This window comes from Streptomyces graminilatus (genome assembly GCF_001418565.1).
GTDB lineage: Bacteria > Actinomycetota > Actinomycetes > Streptomycetales > Streptomycetaceae > Streptomyces > Streptomyces graminilatus.
In genome coordinates this window covers 1-21,261 of the sequence record NZ_LIQQ01000440.1, presented here as the reverse complement: position 1 = coordinate 21,261, position 21,261 = coordinate 1, and the positions used below count along the sequence as shown (strand labels likewise).

16 protein-coding genes, 1 tRNA gene and 2 pseudogenes are annotated in these 21,261 nt (G+C 70.2%); 4 read left to right on the top strand and 15 right to left on the bottom strand.

Translation table 11 applies throughout. From position 1 onward, the window contains the following. Positions 1-102: 102 nt before the first annotated feature. The 3 genes and pseudogenes from AOK08_RS31875 to AOK08_RS31865 all read left to right on the top strand — a co-directional run. Positions 103-1,104, top strand: coding sequence for a helix-turn-helix domain-containing protein (locus tag AOK08_RS31875; RefSeq protein WP_055532560.1), 1,002 nt, complete (start codon positions 103-105; stop codon positions 1,102-1,104). Between the two features lie 142 nt (positions 1,105-1,246). Then, positions 1,247-2,323: pseudogene (locus AOK08_RS31870) on the top strand (glycoside hydrolase family 5 protein); the annotation flags it as partial. A 169-nt stretch (positions 2,324-2,492) separates the two neighbouring features. After that, positions 2,493-2,780: pseudogene (locus AOK08_RS31865) on the top strand (ATP-binding protein); the annotation flags it as partial. A gap of 137 nt (positions 2,781-2,917) precedes the next feature. Here the strand turns inward: AOK08_RS31865 and AOK08_RS31860 are convergent. From AOK08_RS31860 to gap, 15 genes are all read right to left on the bottom strand, one after another. Beyond that, a tRNA-Arg gene (locus tag AOK08_RS31860) sits at positions 2,918-2,990 on the bottom strand. Between the two features lie 197 nt (positions 2,991-3,187). Next, positions 3,188-3,508: a ferredoxin gene (gene fdxA / locus AOK08_RS31855; protein ID WP_055532558.1), complete on the bottom strand. Its 321-nt coding sequence runs from the start codon at positions 3,506-3,508 to the stop codon at positions 3,188-3,190. A gap of 110 nt (positions 3,509-3,618) precedes the next feature. Next, complete coding sequence (gene ispG / locus AOK08_RS31850) at positions 3,619-4,764, bottom strand: flavodoxin-dependent (E)-4-hydroxy-3-methylbut-2-enyl-diphosphate synthase (protein WP_055532557.1); 1,146 nt, start codon at positions 4,762-4,764, stop codon at positions 3,619-3,621. Between the two features lie 458 nt (positions 4,765-5,222). Then, positions 5,223-7,013 (bottom strand): 1-deoxy-D-xylulose-5-phosphate synthase, encoded by a 1,791-nt coding sequence (locus tag AOK08_RS31845; protein WP_055532555.1) that lies wholly within the window; start codon positions 7,011-7,013, stop codon positions 5,223-5,225. A 29-nt stretch (positions 7,014-7,042) separates the two neighbouring features. After that, positions 7,043-8,041 (bottom strand): 4-hydroxy-3-methylbut-2-enyl diphosphate reductase, encoded by a 999-nt coding sequence (gene ispH, locus AOK08_RS31840; RefSeq protein WP_055532574.1) that lies wholly within the window; start codon positions 8,039-8,041, stop codon positions 7,043-7,045. A 41-nt stretch (positions 8,042-8,082) separates the two neighbouring features. Then, the gene (gene ptlI / locus AOK08_RS31835; RefSeq protein WP_055532553.1) at positions 8,083-9,474 is read right to left on the bottom strand and encodes a pentalenene oxygenase; all 1,392 of its coding nucleotides are present in this window, start codon (positions 9,472-9,474) and stop codon (positions 8,083-8,085) included. Positions 9,475-9,580: 106 nt separating this feature from the next. Further along, the gene (gene ptlA / locus AOK08_RS31830; RefSeq protein ID WP_055532551.1) at positions 9,581-10,597 is read right to left on the bottom strand and encodes a pentalenene synthase; all 1,017 of its coding nucleotides are present in this window, start codon (positions 10,595-10,597) and stop codon (positions 9,581-9,583) included. Between the two features lie 179 nt (positions 10,598-10,776). Then, on the bottom strand, positions 10,777-11,793 hold the full coding sequence (locus AOK08_RS31825) for a polyprenyl synthetase family protein (RefSeq protein WP_055532549.1): 1,017 nt from the start codon (positions 11,791-11,793) through the stop codon (positions 10,777-10,779). Then, complete coding sequence (gene ptlD, locus AOK08_RS31820) at positions 11,790-12,689, bottom strand: neopentalenolactone/pentalenolactone F synthase (RefSeq protein WP_055532547.1); 900 nt, start codon at positions 12,687-12,689, stop codon at positions 11,790-11,792. The genes AOK08_RS31825 and ptlD overlap by 4 nt, the downstream gene beginning before the upstream one ends. 47 nt (positions 12,690-12,736) lie before the next feature. Then, a complete protein-coding gene (gene ptlE / locus AOK08_RS31815) occupies positions 12,737-14,491 on the bottom strand; it encodes a neopentalenolactone/pentalenolactone D synthase (RefSeq protein WP_079054395.1) in 1,755 nt (584 codons plus the stop codon). A 77-nt stretch (positions 14,492-14,568) separates the two neighbouring features. Beyond that, a complete protein-coding gene (gene ptlF / locus AOK08_RS31810; protein WP_055532572.1) occupies positions 14,569-15,432 on the bottom strand; it encodes a 1-deoxy-11-beta-hydroxypentalenate dehydrogenase in 864 nt (287 codons plus the stop codon). A gap of 135 nt (positions 15,433-15,567) precedes the next feature. Beyond that, the gene (locus tag AOK08_RS31805; protein WP_055532545.1) at positions 15,568-17,052 is read right to left on the bottom strand and encodes an MFS transporter; all 1,485 of its coding nucleotides are present in this window, start codon (positions 17,050-17,052) and stop codon (positions 15,568-15,570) included. A 111-nt stretch (positions 17,053-17,163) separates the two neighbouring features. Continuing rightward, positions 17,164-18,015 carry a 1-deoxypentalenic acid 11-beta-hydroxylase gene (gene ptlH / locus AOK08_RS31800; protein ID WP_055532543.1) on the bottom strand — a complete coding sequence of 284 codons (852 nt, stop codon included), beginning with the start codon at positions 18,013-18,015 and terminating at the stop codon, positions 17,164-17,166. 113 nt (positions 18,016-18,128) lie between these two features. Continuing rightward, entirely contained in the window at positions 18,129-19,349 is a 1,221-nt protein-coding gene (gene penM / locus AOK08_RS31795; RefSeq protein ID WP_241827170.1) for a pentalenolactone synthase, read from the bottom strand. Between the two features lie 232 nt (positions 19,350-19,581). Further along, positions 19,582-20,586, bottom strand: coding sequence for a type I glyceraldehyde-3-phosphate dehydrogenase (gene gap, locus AOK08_RS31790; RefSeq protein ID WP_055532541.1), 1,005 nt, complete (start codon positions 20,584-20,586; stop codon positions 19,582-19,584). A gap of 145 nt (positions 20,587-20,731) precedes the next feature. Between gap and AOK08_RS31785 the strand changes: the two genes are divergently transcribed. Further along, positions 20,732-21,214: a MarR family winged helix-turn-helix transcriptional regulator gene (locus AOK08_RS31785; protein ID WP_055532539.1), complete on the top strand. Its 483-nt coding sequence runs from the start codon at positions 20,732-20,734 to the stop codon at positions 21,212-21,214. Positions 21,215-21,261 lie beyond the last annotated feature (47 nt).

Below are 21,261 nucleotides of genomic sequence, written 5' to 3'. Positions count from 1 at the left end.
CTGATCAACCGCTGATCAACCGCTGATCAACTGTGCCCATCCTGGCCGCGGCGGCCGACCTGTACGAGTGTCTGGAACGACACGCCCCGTACAGTTCCGGACATGGAAACGGGCACGCGCGAAGATACGAGGACGGGCACGAGGACGGGCACGAGGACCGTGGCCATCGCCCTCACCGACGGCATGCTGCACTTCGAACTCGGCATCGCCTACGAGGTCTTCGGCGCCGACCTCACCCACCTGGTCGACCCCTGGTACGACGTCACCCTCTGCGGCCCGGGCCCGATCCGCGCCGGCCGATTCCTCCTGGAGCCGGACGCGGGCTTGGGTCAACTCCCGTACGCCGACACGGTGATCGTCCCCGGCTGGGCCGACGTCGACCAGGCGCCGCCCGCCGAACTGGTCGACGCGGTGCGCGCGGCCCACGAGGCGGGAGCACGCGTCGCCTCCCTGTGCACCGGGGCGTTCGTGCTGGCCGCCGCCGGACTGCTGGACGGGCGGCGCGCGACCACGCACTGGGCGCACACCGATGTCCTCGCCGACCGGCATCCCCTCGTCGAGGTCGACCCGGACGTGCTGTACGTCGACAACGGCAGCGTCCTCACCTCCGCGGGCAAGGCCGCCTCGATGGACCTGTGCCTGCACCTCGTACGCCTCGACCACGGCTCGGGGGTTGCCAACACTGTTGCCCGCCGTCTCGTCGTACCGCCCCACCGGGCGGGCGGACAGGCGCAGTTCGTCACCGCGCCGGTGCCCGCGCAGGACGACCATCCGCTCGCCGAGCTGCTCCCCTGGGCGATCGAACGGCTCGACCGCCCGCTGACCGTGGAGGACCTGGCCCGGCGGGCGAACATGAGCTCGCGCCACCTGGGCCGCCACTTCCGGACGGTCACCGGCACCACCCCGCTGCAATGGCTGCTCACCCAACGGATCCGGCGCGCCCAGGAGTTGCTGGAGGCCACCGGCGACAGTGTCGACGCCATCGCGGAAGCCGTCGGCATGGGCACCGCCACGACGCTGCGCCGCCACTTCAACCGCACGATCGGCGTACCGCCGGACGCGTACCGACGTACGTTTCGCAACTCCCGTTCCAGCGTGGGATGATGGGCATCGCTTGACGTGTCCCTGCCGAATTGGGCTATAGGGGAGTTATGGGGGACGTCCATGAGAGCGCCCCAACACGTCTGCCGTGGCTGAAGTTTCCTCGCGCTCGCCTTCATTTTCTGGAGCCGCATTGACCATCGCAGTGAGAACAACGAGAAGCAGTGACACGCACAGCAGCCCCAGAAGCGCCCCAGTCGTCCTGCTGACCGTCCTGGCCACTCTCCTCGGTTTTCTGGCCCTGGCTCCGGCCTCGGCCCAGGCCGCGACACCGGCCGCCGCCCGGGCCGCCGGTCTGCACATCTCCAACGGCCGCCTCCTGGAAGGCAACGGCAACGATTTCGTGATGCGGGGCGTCAACCACGCCTACAACTGGTACCCGAACCAGACCCAATCCCTCAGGGACATCAAGGCGTTGGGCGCCAACACCGTCCGCGTCGTCCTCGCCGACGGGCACCGCTGGACCAGGAACAGCCCTGCCGAAGTGGCCGCGATCATCGCGCAGTGCAAGGCCAACCGCCTGATCTGCGTACTGGAGGTGCACGACACCACCGGCTACGGCGAGGACGCCGCCGCCGGGACGCTCGACCAGGCGGCCGACTACTGGGTCGGCCTCAAGAGCGTGCTCGCCGGCCAGGAGGACTACGTCATCGTCAACATCGCCAACGAGCCCTGGGGCAACACCAATTCGTCCGACTGGACAGCCGCCACCATCGCCGCCGTACGGAAACTGCGGGCCGCGGGCCTCCAGCAGACGATCATGGTGGACGGGCCCAACTGGGGCCAGGACTGGCAGGGCGTCATGCGCACCAACGCCCGTTCCGTGTACGACGCCGACACCACCGGCAACCTGATCTTCTCGATCCACATGTACAGCTCCTACAACACGGCGGCGAAGGTCACGGACTACCTGAAGGCCTACGTCGCGGCCAAACTCCCCATCGTCATCGGCGAGTTCGGCGGCCCGGCCGACCAGTACGGCGACCCCGACGAGGACACGATGATGGCGACCGCCCAGCAGTTGAAGCTGGGCTACCTGGCCTGGTCGTGGAGCGGCAACACGGACCCGGCCCTCGACCTGGCGACCGGCTTCGACCCGAGGCGGCTCAGCGCGTGGGGCCGCCGCGTCTTCAGCGGCGCCAACGGCATCGCGCAGACCTCCAAGGAAGCCACGATCTACACCCGCACCGCCACCGGCACCGGCACCAACACCCAGGCCCCGGCCTGACCAGGCGGAGACAACAGCAGCGGCCCTCATCGCCTTCGGGTGTGGGGGCCGCTTCGTCATGCCCGGGCGGGCTACTGCTTGCCGAGCCACTCGCGTACGGACATGCGCCCGAATCACCTCACTCATGCGGGCTTCAGGCGGCCGGAGCCCTCACAGGGAAAGGGCCCCGCCCGCCATCGGCGGTTACTGGACCCGTACCAACGACGTGGAGATCGACGTCGTGGGAGCGGACCGCGCGCCGATCGCCAAGGAGCTGTTGTTCGTCGGCTCGGTGAAGTGGCTGGAGAACTCCCCGTTCGACCGGCACGATCCCGCGGCGCTGCACCGGCACCGCGCCGCGCTCATACCTGCTCCGGTGCCTGTGATCGCAATCTCGCGCAGCGGGACCGACTGCGCGGGGCTCGACGCCGCGTACGGCCCGGCGGAACTCCTCGCGGCATGGTCCACCTGAGCACACCGGAGTACGTGTGGGTTCCAGGTGTCCATGGGCCCGCGATCGCCCACGCAAACGGCCCCGGACGAGGAGTCCGAGGCCGAATGGGAGCCCTACCTGGAGTAGAAACCCCAGGTCAGGGGGGTAATGCGCTGTGCCCTCGGCAGGATTCGAACCTGCGACACCGGCTTTAGGAGAGCCGTGCTCTATCCCCTGAGCTACGAAGGCCGGGGCCGGTGGAGAACCTTGTCGGCTGCTCCTGGAGACGGATCCCCGGGCAGACGGCATGGCCGATCACCACTGACCTAGGACAGGGTAGCGGATGCGGACGGGTGCGGGTCGAGGGTATTCGGGGTGATGGGGCCGGTGGCCGCCCGGTGATCCCGGGAGCGTGATCCCCGGGCGGCGGTCCCCCCCGGTTCCGCTCAGGCCGTGCGCACCGGCTGGCCCGCGACGAGTGGGTGGTCGTGTTCGACCAGGCCCAGTGGGGCGGCGCCGCCGGGGGAACCCAGTTCGTCGAAGAATTCCGCGTTCGCCTGCTGGTACGGCTTCAAGTCCGCCGGCACATCGTCCTCGTAGAAGATCGCCTCGACCGGGCAGACCGGTTCGCAGGCGCCGCAGTCGACGCATTCCTCCGGGTGGATGTACATGGCCCGCTGACCCTCGTAGATGCAGTCGACGGGGCATTCCTCGATGCAGGCCTTGTCCTTGACGTCCACGCAGGGCTGGGCGATGACGTAGGTCACGGATGTCTCCTCTTCTTCGCTTTTTCTTCCGGTCTTCCGGTCTTCCGGTCTTCCGGTTTTCTGGTTTTCTGGGTTTCCGGTCTTCTGGTTATTCGTGTCCGGTGGTGGGCTCAGGCGACGATTACTTCAGGGGTGCCCGAGGTGTCCTGCTGCATCAGCTCCGCGAGCTTGAGCGCCTCTTCGATCAGGGTCTCGACGATCTTCGACTCGGGGACCGTCTTGATGACCTCGCCCTTGACGAAGATCTGCCCCTTGCCGTTGCCCGAGGCCACCCCGAGGTCTGCCTCCCGTGCCTCGCCGGGGCCGTTCACCACACACCCCATGACCGCGACGCGCAGCGGGACCTCCATGCCCTCCAGGCCGGCCGTGACCTCCTCGGCCAGCTTGTACACGTCGACCTGGGCCCGCCCGCAGGACGGGCACGAGACGATCTCCAGGCCACGCTGGCGCAGGTTCAGCGACTCCAGGATCTGGTTGCCGACCTTGATCTCCTCGACCGGCGGGGCCGACAACGAGACGCGGACCGTGTCTCCGATGCCCTGGCTCAGCAGCGCGCCGAAGGCGACCGCCGACTTGATCGTGCCCTGGAAGGCCGGGCCCGCCTCGGTCACGCCCAGGTGGAGGGGGTAGTCGCAGGCCGCCGCGAGCTGTTTGTACGCCTCGATCATGATCACCGGGTCGTTGTGCTTCACCGAGATCTTGATGTCCTGGAAGCCGTGCTCCTCGAAGAGCGACGCCTCCCACAGCGCCGACTCGACCAGCGCCTCCGGCGTCGCCTTCCCGTACTTCTGGAGCAGGCGTCGGTCCAGCGAACCCGCGTTGACCCCGATCCGGATCGGTGTGCCGTGGTCCTTCGCGGCGCGCGCGATCTCCTTCACCTGGTCGTCGAACTGCTTGATGTTGCCGGGATTGACGCGGACGGCGGCGCAGCCGGCCTCGATCGCGGCGAACACGTACTTCGGCTGGAAGTGGATGTCCGCGATCACCGGGATCTGCGACTTCCGCGCGATCGTCGCCAGGGCGTCCGCGTCGTCCTGTGTGGGGCAGGCGACGCGGACGATCTGGCAGCCGGACGCGGTGAGTTCGGCGATCTGCTGGAGCGTGGCGCCGATGTCCGACGTACGGGTTGTGGTCATCGACTGGACCGACACCGGGGCGTCGCCGCCCACGGGCACGGTCCCTACATGGATCTGACGGCTGGTACGTCGTCGGGCCGGCCTCGGCGGCACCGTCGGCACTCCTAGAGCGACAGGCATGACAGTTCCCCATGATGGTCGGCCGGTCCTCGCGGACCGGGTGTGGTGGCTGTGGCGCATGACTTATGGCTGTGTGCCGCAGGGGCGGTCGGCACCCCGACAGAGCACCCCGGCAGAGCACCCCGGCAGAGCACCCCGACACGGCACCCGACAGGTGGGCGCCGACCGCTCGCCGGGGCGCCGGCCTCCGGAATGACGGGTGATGGGTGACGGGTGACGCAGAGGCGGTCGGCGTGGTCCCCCGCGGCCGACACCCCGACAGGGCACCCTCACAGAGCACCCCGACACGGCACCCGACAGGTGGGCGCCGACCGCTCGCCGGGGCGCCGGCCGCCGGAATGACGCCCGCCGGGGTGACGCCCGCCGGGGTGACGCCCGCCGGGGTGACGCCCGCCGGGGTGACGCCCGCCGGGGTGACGCCCGCCGGGGTGACGCCCGCCGGAATGGCGGCTGCCGCGTCAGCCCACCGCGAGGGAGGCCACAGTGGCTTCCTCCCCGACCGGGCGGCCGGGCGGCAGCGCCTCCAGCAGGGCCTGTGCGAGGTGGTGCGGGGTGAGGCCGCAGGCCTCCAGGACGTCGGGGCGGGAGCCGTGGTCCAGGAAGCGCTGCGGGATTCCGAAGACGTGCGCCGGTACGCCCGATCCGGCGTCGCTCAGTGCCTGGGCGACGGACGCCCCGACGCCGCCCGCCCGGCCGCTGTCCTCCACCGTGGCCACCAGCAGGTGGTCGAGGGCGAGCCCGGTCAGCTCGGGCGGTACCGGCTTGACCCAGCGGGGGTCCACGACCGTGACGCCGACGCCCTGCTCGGCCAGCCGTTCGGCGACGTCCAGGCAGGTGGCGGCCATGGCGCCGACGGAGACCAGGAGGATGTCGGGGCGCTCGCCGCGGTACAGGACGTCCAGGTCCCCGCAGACGTCCACGGCCGGGACGTCCGTACCGCTGGAACCCTTGGGGAAGCGCAGGGCGGTCGGGCCGTCGTCGTGGGCCACGGCCTCCCGCAGGGCGCGGCACAGGGTGGCGCCGTCCCGTGGGGCGGCCAGGCGCAGGCCGGGCACCAGGTTCAGCAGCGACAGGTCCCACATGCCGTTGTGCGAGGGGCCGTCGTCGCCGGTCACCCCGGCCCGGTCCAGTACGAAGGTCACCGGGGCGCGGTGCAGGGCCACGTCCATCAGGAGCTGGTCGAAGGCCCGGTTGAGGAAGGTGGCGTACAGCGCGACGACCGGGTGCGCCCCGCCCAGGGCGAGTCCGGCGGCGGTGGTCACGGCGTGCTGTTCGGCGATGCCGACGTCGATGACGCGCCCGGGGTGGCGGCGCGCGAACTCGCCGAGCCCGGTCGGTTCGAGCATCGCCGCGGTGATGGCGACCACGTCCGGGCGGATGTCGGCGAGGTCGGCCAGCTCGGCGCCGAACACGGACGTCCAGGTCGGCGCCGCCCCCGGTTTCCGCGCGGAGGCGGCGCGCACGGCGTGGAAGCGGTCCGCTTCGTCCAGCTCGGCGGGGAGATGGCCGCGGCCCTTCTCGGTGACGCAGTGCACCACCACCGGACGGCGGTGGGAGACGGCCGCGCGCAGTGCCGTCTCCACGGCCTCTATGTTGTGGCCGTCCACCGGGCCCACGTATGCCAGCCCCAGGTTCTCGAACAGGGACCGTGGGATGTCGTCCGCGCGCAGGGCGGCCAGGTGTCCGGCGACGGCGCCGACGGTGGGGGCGTAGGAGCGGCCGTTGTCGTTGAGGACCACGACGACCGGGCGTTCGGGGGCCGCCCCGATGTTGTTGAGGGCCTCCCAGGCCATGCCTCCGGTGAGCGCGCCGTCGCCGATCACGGCGACCACGGCACGGTCGTCCTGCCCGAGCAGGGCGTTCGCGCGGGCCAGGCCGTCCGCCCAGGAGAGGGAGGTCGAGGCGTGGGAGTTCTCGACGATGTCGTGCTCGGACTCGGCCCGGCAGGGGTAGCCCGACAGGCCGCCGGTGCGGCGGAGCGTGGCGAGGGACCCGGTGCGGCCGGTGAGGATCTTGTGGACGTAGCTCTGGTGGCCGGTGTCCCAGAGGATCCGGTCGCGGGGGGAGTCGAAGACTCGGTGCAGGGCGATCGTCAGTTCGACGACCCCGAGGTTGGGGCCGAGGTGGCCGCCGTTGGCGTTGCAGGTGTCCACCAGCAGCCGCCGGATCTGCGGGGCAAGTTCGCGGGCCGCTCGCGCGGACAGGGCGCGCAGGTCCTCCGGCCCCCGGATCTCGTCCAGGCGTGGCATGGCGCAACCCTCTCTCTCCTGTGCCGGGTTCATCGCTTTCCGCCGGGTGCGGGCGCGATCTCGCCTGCCAGCGGTGTGCTCGGGATACGGCCGGTGACCGGGTCCGCCAGCCGGCCTGGCATCGAGAACACGACGTCCTCGGCGGCGCCCCGCTGGAACCCGATCTGGTCGAAGCCGAGTTCGGCGAGCCGGGCGACCAGCCCGATGACGAGGATCTCCGGGGCGCTGGCCCCGGCGCTCACGCCGACCGACGACACGTCCTTCAGCCACGCCAGGTCGAGATGCTCTTCGTCGGGCACCAGATGGGCGGCGGCGCCGTGGTCACGGGCCACCTCGACCATGCGCAGCGAGTTGCTGGAGTTGTGCGAACCGACGATCAGGACCAGGTCGTTGTCACGGGCGAGGTCCTTGACCGCGTTCTGCCGGTTCTGGCTGGCGTAACAGATGTCGTCGCCGGGGGTGATCAGGTCGGTGAAGCGGGCGCGCAGGGCCTCGACGACGCGTTCGGTCTCGTCGAAGGAGAGGGTGGTCTGGGTGAGGACGGCTACCGGTGTGTCGTCGGGCAGGCCGAGGCGCCGTACGTCGTCCTCGGTCTCGATGACGATGATCCGGTCGGGTGCCTCACCGAGGACGCCCTCGACCTCCTCGTGGCCCTCGTGCCCCACGAGGAGGATGGTGCGCCCGTCACGGGCGAAGCGCACCGCTTCCTGGTGGACCTTGGAGACCAGCGGGCAGGTGGCGTCGATGACGTCGAGCTGCCGGTCGGCGGCGGCGGAGCGCACCCCGGGGGAGACACCGTGTGCGGAGAACACGCAGACCGCGCCCTCGGGGACCTCCTCCTCGCTGTCGACGAAGACCGCGCCGCGCCGTTGCAGCTCGGAGACGATGTGGTGGTTGTGCACGATCTCCTTGCGTACGTAGACCGGCGCGCCGTGCAGGTCCAGCGCCCGCTCGACGATGCCGATGGCGCGCCGTACGCCCGCGCAGAAGCCGCGCGGCTGGGCGAGGACGACGCTGCTCGTGTTCATGACAAAATTGCCCGTGTTCGTGACGACGTTGCCCGCGCTCATCACGCGTCACCCCCGGCCGGCGCGGGAACGGCGGAGACCGTACGGCGCTGGGTGCGCGCCCCGAGCCGCAGGCGCAGCCGGCGCGGGTGGTAGACGGTGGCCAGCGGGACCGGGCGTACGTCCATGCCGGGCTCACAGGTGACCCGCCACCGGCCGAGGATGGTGGCGAGCCCGAGGGTGGCCTCGGTGCGTGCGTAGAGGTCGCCGATGCATTTGCGGGCGCCGGTGCCGAACGGGATGTAGGCGTGGCGGGCGGACGGCTGGACCCGGTCCGGGAGCCAGCGGTCGGGGTCGAACTCCTCGGGGTTGTCGAAGGCGTCCTCGTACTGGGAGACCGCCGCCGGGCTGAAGACGACGGTGGAACCGGTGGGCAGCTTCCGGCCGGCGAGTTCGGTCGGGGAGGTGGTGAGGCGGGTGAACAGCCAGGCCGGGGGATGCAGGCGCAGGGTCTCGGTGATGATCCGGTCGGCCAGCGAGAGCTTCGGCAGGTCGTCCCACTCGGGGGAGCGGCCGTCGAGGACGGTGTCTATCTCCTCGTACAGCGCGGCCTCGATCTCCGGGTGCTGGGAGAGCAGGTAGAAGACCCAGGTGAGGGTGCCGGCGACGGTCTCGGTGCCGGCCGCCATGATGGTGATGACCTGGTCGTGGATCTCCTTGTCGGCGAGCCGCCCGCCGTCCTCGTCACGCGAGGCGAGCAGGGAGGCGAGCAGGTCGTCGCGCTCCTCGCCGGAGTCCCGGTAGTCGTCGATGAGCTGCTGGGTGGTCTCGTGCAGGAAGTCCAGGTTGCTGCGGTAACGGCGCTGGGACGGCAGGGGCAGCCTGCGGATCGAGGCGGGCAGGAACATCTGCCGGAACAGGCCGTTGAGCACGACGTCGAAGGAACGTTCCACCTGGGCCGCCAGCTGGGGGCTCACGGGCGTGGAGTACAGGGTGCGGCCCACCGTGCGCAGGGCCATGCCGTACATCTCCTGGAAGGCGTCGACGACCATGCCGTCGTACCAGTGCGAGGCCGTGGCCTCGATCTCGGCGTGCATGGCCTCGGCGTACCGCTTGAGCTGGCCACGGGTGAACGCCGACTGCATCAGCCTGCGCTGGCGGCGGTGGTCGGCGAACGGGCAGGTGACCAGGCCGTTTCCGGCGATGTCGCGGGCGCGGTCGTAGAAGACGCCGCCCTTGTCGAACACGCGGTCGTTGGTCAGGACCTGGCGTAAGAGTTCGGGGTGGGTCGGCACGTAGGCGGTGGTGGGCCCGATCCTGATCTCGACCAGGTCGCCGTGGGCCGACAGCGAGGTCATGAAGTCCACGGGGTGACGCATCATCTGGAGGGCGTGGCCCACGACGGGGAGCGCCCCGGGGGCGGCTCCCGCCGAGAAGGCGGTCTGCTCGGTCATTCGATTCTCAACTTCCCGTTGTCGCTTGGTCACTGGAGTCACTGATCTGCTGACAGCCGTTCCGGTCCGTCGGTGGATGGAGAGGGACGGGGGCGGACAGGGGTGGCTAGTGAGCGGCGGGGCTGCCGAGTTCCTCCAGGTAGCCCTGGGCACCGGCGGCGAGCGCGAACTCGGCGTCGTAGCGGCCCGAGGAGCGGTGCCAGTCGTAGGAACCGCGGATCACGGTGCGTACGGCGTTGTCGCGGTAGCGCTCCACGGCGGCGCGCTCGGCCTCGTCGAGCCGGTAGATGTCGCCGACCTGCGGCAGGCAGGACTCCAGCAGGAGGTACTGCTCCAGGCGGACGCGCACCTCGCTCTGGATGTGGGCGACGCTGCGGTCCTTGGACCAGCCGTGCTCCCGGCGAAGGATCATGACCATGTTGTTCTGCTCGCCGCGGGCCTCCTCCTTCTCCAGCGAGGCCATGTCGTTGAGCAGCAGATTGACGTCGATGGCGATCTGGAGCATCGCGGAGAGCACGGTGCTGTCGAAGACCCGGTGCGGCACCTCGAAGCGGCCCGCGCGCTCGGCGAGGTCGACCGTCGGCTGCACCCCGATGGTCTGGCGGCGCACGGCCAGGTACTGGGCGGCCGAGTCGTACGGCTTGCCCCAGAAACGGCTCTCCGCCTCATCGACGTAGCCGTCGAAGTAGCTGCGCCAGTGCCGGGCGCTGCGCGCGCACCAGGCGGGTGTCATGCCCTCGCAGGTGCGCCGCCAGATGTCGGCGAAGCCGTGCGCGATGGGGGGCGCGGTGTCGGGGAGGGGGCCGTCCAGTGCCGCCGCGACCGCGTCGGTGAGCTGTTTGGTCTGCTCCGGTTTCTCGCCGCGCGGCCCGTCGAAGAGGTCGTCGAAGAGGAAGAACCACGACATCAGGTCGACGCCGAGGTCCAGGTCGGCGCCGGTGGCGTGGGGGTAGAAACGGGAGGCCAGGTCGGCGTAGCCGCCGCGCAGATGACGCTCGGCCGCCGCCTCGGACCTGATCAGCCCGAGCGAGCGCGGCCAGTCGAGCTGCTCGGCGTCGGCGCGGACGTGATCGGGGCTCTGCCGGCCCGGCAGGGGTATGTGGAAGTCGACGTTCTGGGGCATGGCGAAGTCCTCGGGGGGGTGTGGGTTGTGGGGAAGCTGCGGGCATGGGGGTGCCCTGGTGGGATGGAGCGCTGATCGGACGGAGGAAGGAGAGGAGTACGGGGTCCGGGGTCCGAGGCCCGAGGTCCGGAGTACGGAGTCCGGGGTACGGGAGTCCGGAATACGGTGTCGGGCCGGGCTCAGACCTCGCGGTCGACGACGAACCGGCCGAGGGCGACGAGGTCGTCCCGCGCACCGGATTCCAGCTCGACACCGTTGAGCGCGTCCTCGGCCAGCGCCATCCGCCGGTTGGCCTCGGCCCGCGCCCAGTCCCGGCCGCCGGCGCCCTCGACCAGCCCGGCCACGTGCCGCAGTTCTTCCTCGTCGGGTTCGCCCGGGGTGGCGAGCCAGTCGGCGAGTTCGTCGCTGAGCGGGCCGTCCTGGTTCAGCGCGTGGCTGACCGGCAGGGACTTCTTGCGGGAGCGCAGATCGTTGTGGACCGACTTGCCGGTGACGGCCGGGTCGCCCCAGATGCCGAGCAGGTCGTCCACGAGCTGGAAGGCGACGCCGATCTGATCGCCGTAGAGCGCCAGCGCGTCCACCGTCGGCTCCGGTGCCCCGGCGAGTACGGCGCCGATCGCGGCGCTCGCCGACAGCAGCGCGCCCGTCTTGCCGGCGGCCATGTCGACGCACTCCTCGACCGTGACGTGCGCCCGCTGTTCGAAGGACAGGTCCTGGACCTGGCCCCGGATCAGATGCCGGGTGGTGCGCGCCAGCAGCCGGGCGGCGGGGACCGCCGTGGGCAGCCCGGTGTCCAGCAGCACCTCCTGGGCGAGCGCCAGCATCGCGTCACCGGTCAGGATGGCGCTGGCGGGACCCCACAGCTTCCACACCGTGCGCCGGTGCCGGCGCTCCTCGTCACCGTCCATCAGATCGTCGTGCACCAGCGAGAAGTTGTGCACGAGTTCCACGGCCACCGCGCCGGGCAGCGCGACCTCCGGCGGCGCGCCGACCGCCTCGGCCGACAGCAGCGCGAGCGCCGGGCGTACGGCCTTCCCGGCGTCGGCCTTGGTGGGCGCGCCCCCGGCGGTGATCCAGCCGAAGTGGTAGGCGGCCTGGTGACGTGAGCGGTGGTCGAGCCGGTCCACGGCGGCACGCAGTGCCGGGGTGATCGTGACCCTGCTGTGGTCGAGGCAGGCGGGGGCGGCGGTGCTCATGCGGCGACCTCCGCGTGCCAGGGCTCGGCCGGATCGTCGAAGATGCTGACGACCTGGCGCAGGAGGCGCCGTTCGGCCGGGTCGAAGGCCTGCTTGGCGTGCACGGTGCCGAGCTGGTCCCACATGACGATGTCCCCCGGCTGCCAGGTGTGGACGTACGTGTACTGGGGTGTGCCCGCGTGCGACAGCAGTCCGTCGAGCAGCTTGCGGCTGTCGTCGGGGGCGAGGTCCACGATCCGCTTGGTGTTCAGGGCGCTGATGTACACCGACTGACGGCCCGTGCGCGGATTGCGGGCGATGAGGGGGTGGACGGTGGAGGTGCCGTCCTCGGGCTGGATCGGCGCGGTGCTCTCGCCGAGGGACACCTCGCCCTGGAGTTCCTCCTCGATGGTCTCCTCGTACCCGGTGCGCAGGGCGTGACGGACCCGGTAGGCGTGCAGACGCCTGCGTTCCTCGGGCGACAGCGACTCGTACAGGGCGTACATGTCGGTGAAGACCGTCTCCCCGCCGCCGGAGGACGGCACCTCCAGGGCCTCCAGGAAACCGACCTGGGAGACGCGCGGACGGAAGGAGTAGTCGGTGTGCCAGTCCATCCATCCGGCGTCGCCGACGCCGATCCGGCGGCCGTCCTCCACCAGGTTGGAGACGATCAGGATCTCGTTGTGGTCGGGATGGGCGCCGCTGGTCAGACCGGTCTTCGGGATGTGCCCGAAGCGGCGGCCGAAGGCCAGGAACTCCTCGTAGGAGGGGGTCTCGTGGCCGCGCAGGACGAGGACGAGATGCGCGTCGAGCGCCGCCCAGAGCTCCTCGAACCGGGTTTCGTCCAGGTCGCCGCTGACCTGGGCACCGTGCACGACGGCGCCGAGAGCGGCGCCGGGTATCGGCGTTACGTCCATGGGCGTTGCCGCCTTTCGGAGAAGGAGGGGCAGAAAGGTGGGGATGGTCAGCGCAGGTCGAGACCGGCGAGGTCGCCCGCCGCGCGCCAGCGCCTGAGGATGTTCACGAACTCCACGGAGCCGCCGCCGTAGCTGGAGTTGAGCAGGGGCAGGCCGCCCGGGTTTCCCTCGTTGTTGTAGAGGCCGGGTGTGCAGTTCTCCAGGAAATCGTTGTCGTTGCTGGCGAGCCGGAGGATCTCCTCGACCCATTCCTTCTCGCCGGCCTCGGAGACCTCCACGACCTGGTGGCCGCGCTCCTCGACGCATTTGACGATGTGCGCGAGGTGCCGGGTCTGCTCGCCCAGCATGTAGGCGATGTTGACGTGCCGGCCGGCCTGGACCTTGGACAGGATGAAGCAGTTGGGGAAGCCGTTGACCTGGAGTCCGTGCAGGGTGCGCGCCCCGTCGGCCCACTTCTCGGAGAGCCTCAGACCGTCGCGGCCGACGATGTCGTAACCCGCGCGCTCGGTGTACGGGACGGCGAACTCGTGTTCGTAGCCGGTGGCGAAGATCAGGCAGTCGACCGGGTACTCCCGGCCGTTGGCGACCACCCCGGCCTCGGTCAGCCGCTCCACGCCCTGCCCCTGGGTGTCGACCAGGGTCACATTGGGCCGGTTGAAGGTGTGGAGGTACTCGTCGTGGAAGCAGGGCCGCTTGCAGTACACGCGGTAGTACGGCTTGAGGGCGGCGGCGGTCTCCGGGTCGGTGACCACGTTGTCGATCCGGGCGCGCAGCTCCTCCATCTTGACGAAGTCCGCCCGCTCGGCGGCGAGGGCCCGCTCCCTCGGGTCGCCCCCGTTGTCGCCGGTCGGCAGGATCGCGGCGGCCAGTTGGGCCGTGGTCTGGGTCCAGCGGTCCTGGACCAGGTCCTCGTCCTGCGGGACGCCCGAGGTCAGCGCGTGGAAGTTCTCCATCCGGCGCTGCTGCCAGCCCGGTTCGAGACTCTCCGCCCAGTCGGGCGGGGTGGGCCGGTTGCCGCGTACGTCGACGGCGGCCGGAGTGCGCTGGAACAGGACGAGCCGCTCGGCCCACTCGGCGAGGTGCGGGGCGAGCTGGATGGTCGTCGAGCCGGTGCCGATGACACCGACCGTCTTGTCCTTCAGCCCGGTCAGACCGCCGGTGCTGTCGCCGCCCGTGTAGTCGAAGTCCCAGCGGCTGGTGTGGAAGGAGTGCCCGGCGAAGGTCTCCAGACCGGGCAGACCGGGGAGTTTGGGGCGGTGCATCAGACCGATCGACATGGCCACGTAACGGGCCCGGATCAGATCACCCCGGTCGGTGCTCACCAGCCACCGCTGCGCGGCCTCGTCCCAGCGCAGCTCGGTGACGGTGGTCTGGAAGAGGGCGTCGCGGTAGAGGTCGTACCGCTCGGCGATCCGCTGGAGGTGCGCGAAGATCTCCGGACCGGTGGAGTACTTCTCGGTCGGTGTCGTGCCGATCTCTTCGAGCAGCGGCATGTAGACGTAGCTCTCGACATCGCAACGGACGCCCGGGAAACGGTTCCAGTACCAGGTGCCGCCGACGTCGCCGGCCTCGTCGATCAGCCGGATCCGCTCCAGACCGGTCTCCCGGCGCAGATGGGCGCCGGTGAGCAGCCCGCCGATACCGGCGCCGACGACGGCGACGTCCACCTCGTCGGTGAGCGGCTCGCGCTCCCGCCGCTCGGTGTACGGGTCGTGCGCGTAGCGGCTGAAGTCACCGCGCGCGAACTGGTAACTGCGACCGAGGACGCGCTTGTCACGCTCCTGCCGGTACTTCTCCCGCACCGCGTCCAGATCGATGGTGAGCGAGTCGGCGGTCAGTGAACTGTCGGTCGGCGAACTGTCGGTCGGCGAGCCGTCGGTCAGTGGTTCATCGCTACGGATGTCGCTCTCGGCGCGGGCCACAGCTCCTCCTGGGGGGACTCGGGGGACTCGGGTGAGTCGGTCGACTCGGGGACAGCGGGCGGAGCAGAAACGTCACTCCATATGTCGTCGAACTGATCGCGCAGCCGCAGTGGGGCGTCGGAGTTGCTGAACAGGTGGAAGCGGTCGGAGCCGAGGGCGTCCCAGACGATCCCGGCGACGTCGTCGGCGCTCACCGAGGTGTCACCGCCCGCGTCGCGCGGTGCCGTCAGCCCCTGGACCATGGGCGTGTCGACCCGGCCCGGACACAGCACCGACACCCGGACCCCGGTGCCCCGCAGATCGGCACGGAGACTGCGGGCCACCGCGAGGTCGGCGTGCTTGGAGGCGGCGTAGGCGGCGCTGCCCGCGCCGACGACGAAGGCGGACATCGAGGCGGTGTGGATCAGATGGGCGGGCCGGCCGCGCTCCAGGAGCCGGGGGACGAAGGCACGGGCCACCAGGACGTGCGCCCAGTGGTTCACCTCGAAGACCTGCCGCATCTCCGCCAGCGGCACCTCCCACAGGGGCTGTCCCACCGGGCCGAGCACCCCGGCGTTGTTGCACACCACGTCGATGTCGCCGAGCAGGCCGAACGCCGTGTCCGTGAGCCGTTCGACGGCGTCCGGGTCGGTCAGGTCGGCGGTCACGGCGGTGACCTTGGCGCCCCGCGCGGTGAGTTCGGCGGCCCGGCGGTGCAGGGCGTCGCCGTCGGCGTCCGCCATGACCACGCCGTCGCCGGCCTGCCCGAAGCGGGCACTGAGCGCGAGGCCGATACCGCTGGCCGCGCCGGTCACCACGGCCGCCTTTTTCTGTAAGTGCACTTGGCTTTCTCCGCTTCCGAGCATCGACTTCTGGGCGTCCGCGCATCTGCGCGTCTGCGCGTCTGGGCGTCGGCGTTCCCGCGCGCGGGCACGCTGAAGGACGGCGTGCCGTTGCCGACGAGAGTGTGAGGGGCGTCAGTTGGGGTCGGGCAGCTTCAGGCTGATCACGAGCACGATCGCCAGGAAGCTCACCTGCATGGCGACCACGGACGCGGCCGCCGGCACCGTCGACAGTGAACCGGCCAGGGAGACATAGAGGGTTCCGCCGATGGTCGCGCCCAGCGCGGTCGCCATCTGCTGGCTGGTCACCAGCACCCCGCTGCCCATGCCGGCCTGCGCGGACGGTACGTCGGCGAGGATCATCCGGAACAGCGTCGGGCCGATCAGCGCCGCGCCCGCGCCGAACAGGCCGATCCCGAGGAGCACGAGCACCACGGGCGGACGCGGCCAGCCCAGCCAGAGCGTCAGCGCCAGCAGCAGCAGGCCCGAGCTCTGGACGAGCGAGCCCAGCGAGACGATTCTCCGTCCCAGGGCCGTCGCGATCCTCGGGGTGAACCGTGCCACCACGAAGAAGGCCACGGCGAAGGGCGTCATCACCGCGCCGGAGGCGAGCCCGTTGAAGCCGAAGTGACCCTGCGCGATCAGCGCGTAGACGAACAGGAAGGCGCCGTGTCCGGCCGAGAACGGAACGATCGCCGCCAGCCCCCTGCGCATCCCGGGACGGGACAGCACCGCCGGGGAAAGCAGCGGTGACCCGCCCCGCGCCTCAAGCCGCCGCTCGACCCGCACCAGCGCCGGCACCCCGGCCGCGGCGACCGCGAGCAGCGACCACAGCCACAGCGGCCAGCCCAGGTCCGGGCCCGCCACGACCACGGCCAGCACGCAGATCATGGTCACCCCGAACAGCGCGGTGCCCAGCGGGTCGAAGCCCGACTTCTTGTCCGCCCTGGTCGCGGGGACGCGCCGGACGGCCAGCAGGGCGGCCACCCCGATCGGCACGTTGATCATGAAGACCGCCCGCCAGCCGATCCCGGCGACGTCCAGCGAGACCAGCAGCCCGCCCAGGATCTGCCCGACCACCATGCCGAGGCCCGCGGTCGCGCCGTACATCCCGATCGCCCGGGCACGCGCCTGGCCCTGGGTGACCGCCTGGATCGTCGCCAGTACCTGCGGTACGAGCATGGCGGCGGCGGCGCCTTGCAGCATCCGTGCCGCGATCAGGAACCCGATGGTCGGGGCGAGCCCGCACAGCGCCGAGGTGAGGGTGAACGCCCCGAGCCCGCAGGCGTACAGGCGCCGCCTGCCGAAGGAGTCGCCCAGCCGTCCGCCCAGCACCAGGCCGAGGGCGTAGGTGAGGCCGTAGCCGGACACCACCAGCTCCAGCGCGGCGGCGCCGCCGTGCAGGTCGTCGCTGATGGAGGACAACGCCACATTGACGATGGAGTTGTCCACGATGGACAGGATGTATCCGGCGAGCACGACGACGAGAGCGACACCGCCGAGCCCCGCGGCGCCGGGATCCGTGGTGGCCGGTTCCGTGGTGGCCGGTTCCGAGCCGGACATGGACTCCGGTGGCGTGGTGAGCCCTCCCGGAAGGGGGAGGCCCTCGCGTTTCGTCATGCGTTGCCTACCAGGCCTTCGTGGGGACGGGCGAATAAGGGATGTACGGGTGGTACAGGCGGTACGGGTGGTACGAGTGGTACGGGTGGTACGGGCCCGGGGGCGACGATGTCACTCGGCGGTGGCGGGCGTACCGGTGATCTTCGACAGGATTCCCTTGGAGGCGTCCTTCGCGGACTCCGGCCAGGGCGTCAGGGAGTTGAACCCGCGGTGCGAGGACGCGGGCTGGACACGGGTGTCCATCGACATCCGCATGCCGGCCGGGTCCACCGAGACGTTCGGGATGGACTTGTGGCACATGAAGGCGTGGAAGAGGATCACGTCCCCCGGTTCCATCGGCGAGAACAGCAACTGCTCGTCCGCGCCGAACTCCTCCGCCGGGATACCGCGTACGGCGTGCCCGAAGCGCCGGAAGTTCTCCGTGACGACGTGCTCGCGCGGCCCCTTCTTGTGGCTGCCGTCGGCGACGGCGACGCCGCCTATGCCCCGGCTCGTCGGCAGCAGCGGCATCCAGGCGGTGCGGAAGTCCTTGTTCGGCCCGATGTAGAAGCCGTCCTGGTGCAGCGGCGTCAGGAAGCTCGGGTCGGCGGAGCCCGCGGCGGAAGGGTAGTAGCGGATCGTCGTCGACTTGAACACGAAGACGGGCTCGCCGAAGACCTTCTCCCACACCTTCAGGGTCGAGGGGTGGTTCCACAGGTCGTCGTACTTGACGTAGTCGTGCATCGCCACCTCGTCGACCGCCTCGAAGGAGTCGATGGTGAGGGTGTCGAGCGTGGTGCCGGGGGCCGCGTGGCCGAGGGCGATCAGGCCTTCGAGCATCTGCTCGGCGGCGGTCCGCACGAGTTCACGGTCGAGGGCGCCGCGCAGATAGACGTAGCCGTGCTCGTCGTAGAACCGGTCGAGGGCCACACGGTCGTCGAGAAGGGGCGTGCAGTCGACGTAGTCGCCGAAGGTGTCCGTCATGGTTTCTTGTCCTTGTGACGTCTGTGCGTGGGGGTGGGAACGTCAAATCAGCCGGGCGGGCCGACGGATCAGCCGGACGAGCCGGGTCAGCCGGGTCAGCCGGATCAGCCGGGTCAGAACGTGACGGGGAGCTTGTCGTACCCGCCCGTGATCCGGTGCTCCTGCCAGCGCACCGTCTCCTCGGGGACCGCGAGCCGCAGGTCGGGCAGCCTTTGGAACAGCCGTTCGAACACCGCGGTCAGCTCGATGCGGGCCAGGACGCGGCCGATGCAGTTCCGGGTGCCGTGCCCGAACGCCATGTGCGCCTTGGGCCTGACCCGGGTCAGGTCGAGCTGGTCGCTGTCGGGGTACGCCTGGCTGTCGACGTTGGCCGCGCCGATGGCCAGCAGCACCGCGTCCCCGGTCCGGATCAGGGTGTCGCCGACCTCGATGTCGCTGTGCGCGTAGCGGGGGATCAGCGCGTTGGACCCCTTGCCGCCGACGCCCAGGCGCAGGATCTCCTCGACCGCGGCCGGCGCGAGTGCGGGATTCTCGACCAGCATGGCCCGCTGGGCCGGGTTGCGCAGCAGCAGCAGCACGCCCAGGTCGATGCGTATGACGGTGGTCTCGTAGCCGAACAACACGATGGCGCAGCCCAGTTGGGCGATGTACTCGTCGGACAGCGAGCCGTCCTTCTCGGCGATCAGCTCGGACAGGAGGTCGTCGCCCGGATTGATCCGCTTGAGTGCCACCAGTTCGGTGATGTAATCGACGACCTGCTGGAACGTCTCCACCGAGATCAGGCTGTCGCTCTGGTCGAAGGTGCCCATCGCCCACTGCCCGATCCGCTCCTGGTCGGCCAGCGGCACGCCGAGCAGATCGCAGACCACCATCGTCGGCAGCGCGAACGACAGCGCGCGGTGCAGGTCGACCGGGGGAGGGGTGGCGGCCAGTTTGTCGATCAGCCCGTCCACGTGCTGATCGATCCGGATCTTCATCTGCCGCATCCGGCGCGTGGAGAACCGCGGCACGAGCAGCTCGCGAAACTGCGGATGTTCGATGGCCTCGGTGTCGTAGTCGCGGCCGGACATCAGCGCCATCATGGTGAGCCTGGCCGTGGTCTTGGCCACCCGCTCCGGCTTGGGGTCGCTGAGACCGAGCCTGCGGTCGGAGAGCAGCGCCCTCACCTCGTCGTAGTGGGTGACGAGCCAGGCATCCTCGCTGCCGAGGCGCACCCGGGTGATCGGCCCTTCCTTCTGGAGGTCGCGCATCCGGGGTGCGACGCCGAGGATGGACGGGTTGTCGAACGGTAAGACGGGAAGTTCGGTCATCTGTTCGGTCATCTGCTCGGTCATCTGCTTGTCCTTGTGGTGTCGTGCATGGATGTGTGGGGTATCCGGGCACGCCGACGACAGCGGTGGCGTCGATGGCGTCGACAGACGTCGAGGGACGTCGAGAGACGTCGAGTGGGGTGCGGGACGGTGCACGAGCGCGCCGAGGGGACGGTCGCCGCCTCCCCGAGAGAGGGGACCCGGGAGAGGAGACCGGGAGAGGCGACCGTGGAGAGGGAAGAGGGAAGAGCGGGCCTTACAGGGTCGAACCGACGCGCAGGGCCAGGTCGATGAGACGGTTCGAGTAACCCCATTCGTTGTCGTACCAGCCGACGACCTTGACCTGTGGCCCGGACACCCGGGTGAGCCCGGCGTCGAAGACGCAGGAGGCCGGGTCGCCAACGATGTCGGTGCTGACCAGCGGAGCGTCCACATAGGACAGCAGGCCCTTGTACGGTCCCGAGGCCGCTGCCGCGTAGGCCTCCTTCACCTCGTCCACGGTGGTGCCGCGGGCGGTGGTGACCGTGAGGTCGGTGATCGAGCCGATGCCGACGGGCACCCGCAGGGCGAAGGCGTCCAGCTTGCCGGCGAGTTCCGGCAGGACGAGGCCGATGGCCTTGGCCGCGCCGCTGGAGGTGGGCACGATGTTCATCCCCGCGGCCCGGGCCCGGCGCAGGTCCTTGTGCGGGGCGTCCTGGAGGTTCTGGTCCTGGGTGTAGGCGTGGACCGTGGTCATCATGCCGCTGTCGATGCCGATGGCGTCGTGCAGCACCTTGGCCAGTACGCCGAAACAGTTGGTGGTGCAGGAGGCGTTGGAGATGATGGTGTGGCGCTCTGGGTCGTAGTCGCCGTCGTTGACACCCAGCACCACCGTGATGTCCTCGCCGCTGGCCGGAGCCGCGATGATGACCTTCTTGGCGCCGCCCTCGACATGCGAGCGCGCCCGCGCGGCGTCGGTGAAGACGCCGGTGGACTCGATCACGATGTCCACTCCCAGGTCGCCCCAGGGCAGGGCGGCGGGGTCCCGCTCGGCGAGGACCTTGAGTGTGCGGTCACCGACGCGGATCGCGCCCGGTTCGGCGGTGATCTCCTCGGGGAAGCGCCCAAGGATCGAGTCGTACGCGAGCAGGTGCGCCATCGTGGGCACGTCGCCCAGGTCGTTGACGGCGACGATCTCCAGCTCCGAGGTCCGTAAGGATGCCGCACGGAAGACGTTGCGACCGATGCGTCCGAAGCCGTTGATGCCGATTCGCACAGTCATGGGGTCCGTTCCTCACCTAGCGCTCCAGCACTACCAGTGCACTGACGCGCCGTTGCGCCGATGTGCAGTGCAAGCCGGGTGCCAGTACGCGGCACCGGCCCGTGATCCATAAGTATCTTATATAAGTCTGCGATACATTTCCAGGGTGACTTCCAAACAACGTGCCGACGCCAACACCGACCTGGACGTGGATGACCTCACCAGGGCGATCGAGAACTTCAACCGCTACTACATCCGGCTTCCCGCGGTGCAGAAACTGTCGTTCACGACGCTGTCCGTGCTGGACACGCTGGCCTACGGCGGCCCGAAGCGGCTGACCGAACTCGCCAGGACCGAGCAGATCAGCCAGCCGGGGCTCACCCAGCTGGTCACCCGGCTGGAACGCGACGGCCTGGTGGAACGCCACCCCGACCCGGCGGACGGCCGCGCCGTCCTCGTCCACGTCACGGGCAGCGGCCGAAGGATCGGCCAGGCCAGACGCGAGGACCGGGGCCGTCACCTGCTCCCCCTGATCGCCCAGCTGACCCCCGCCGAACAACAGGCGATCGCCGCGGCCCTCCCGGCCCTGACCCGCCTGGCGGAACTGGGGACGGAAGCGGGGACGGCGGGGCCCGAAGCGGGACGGTAGGTCCCGAAGGCAGGGCAGACAGGGCCGAAGGCAGGGCAGACAGGGCC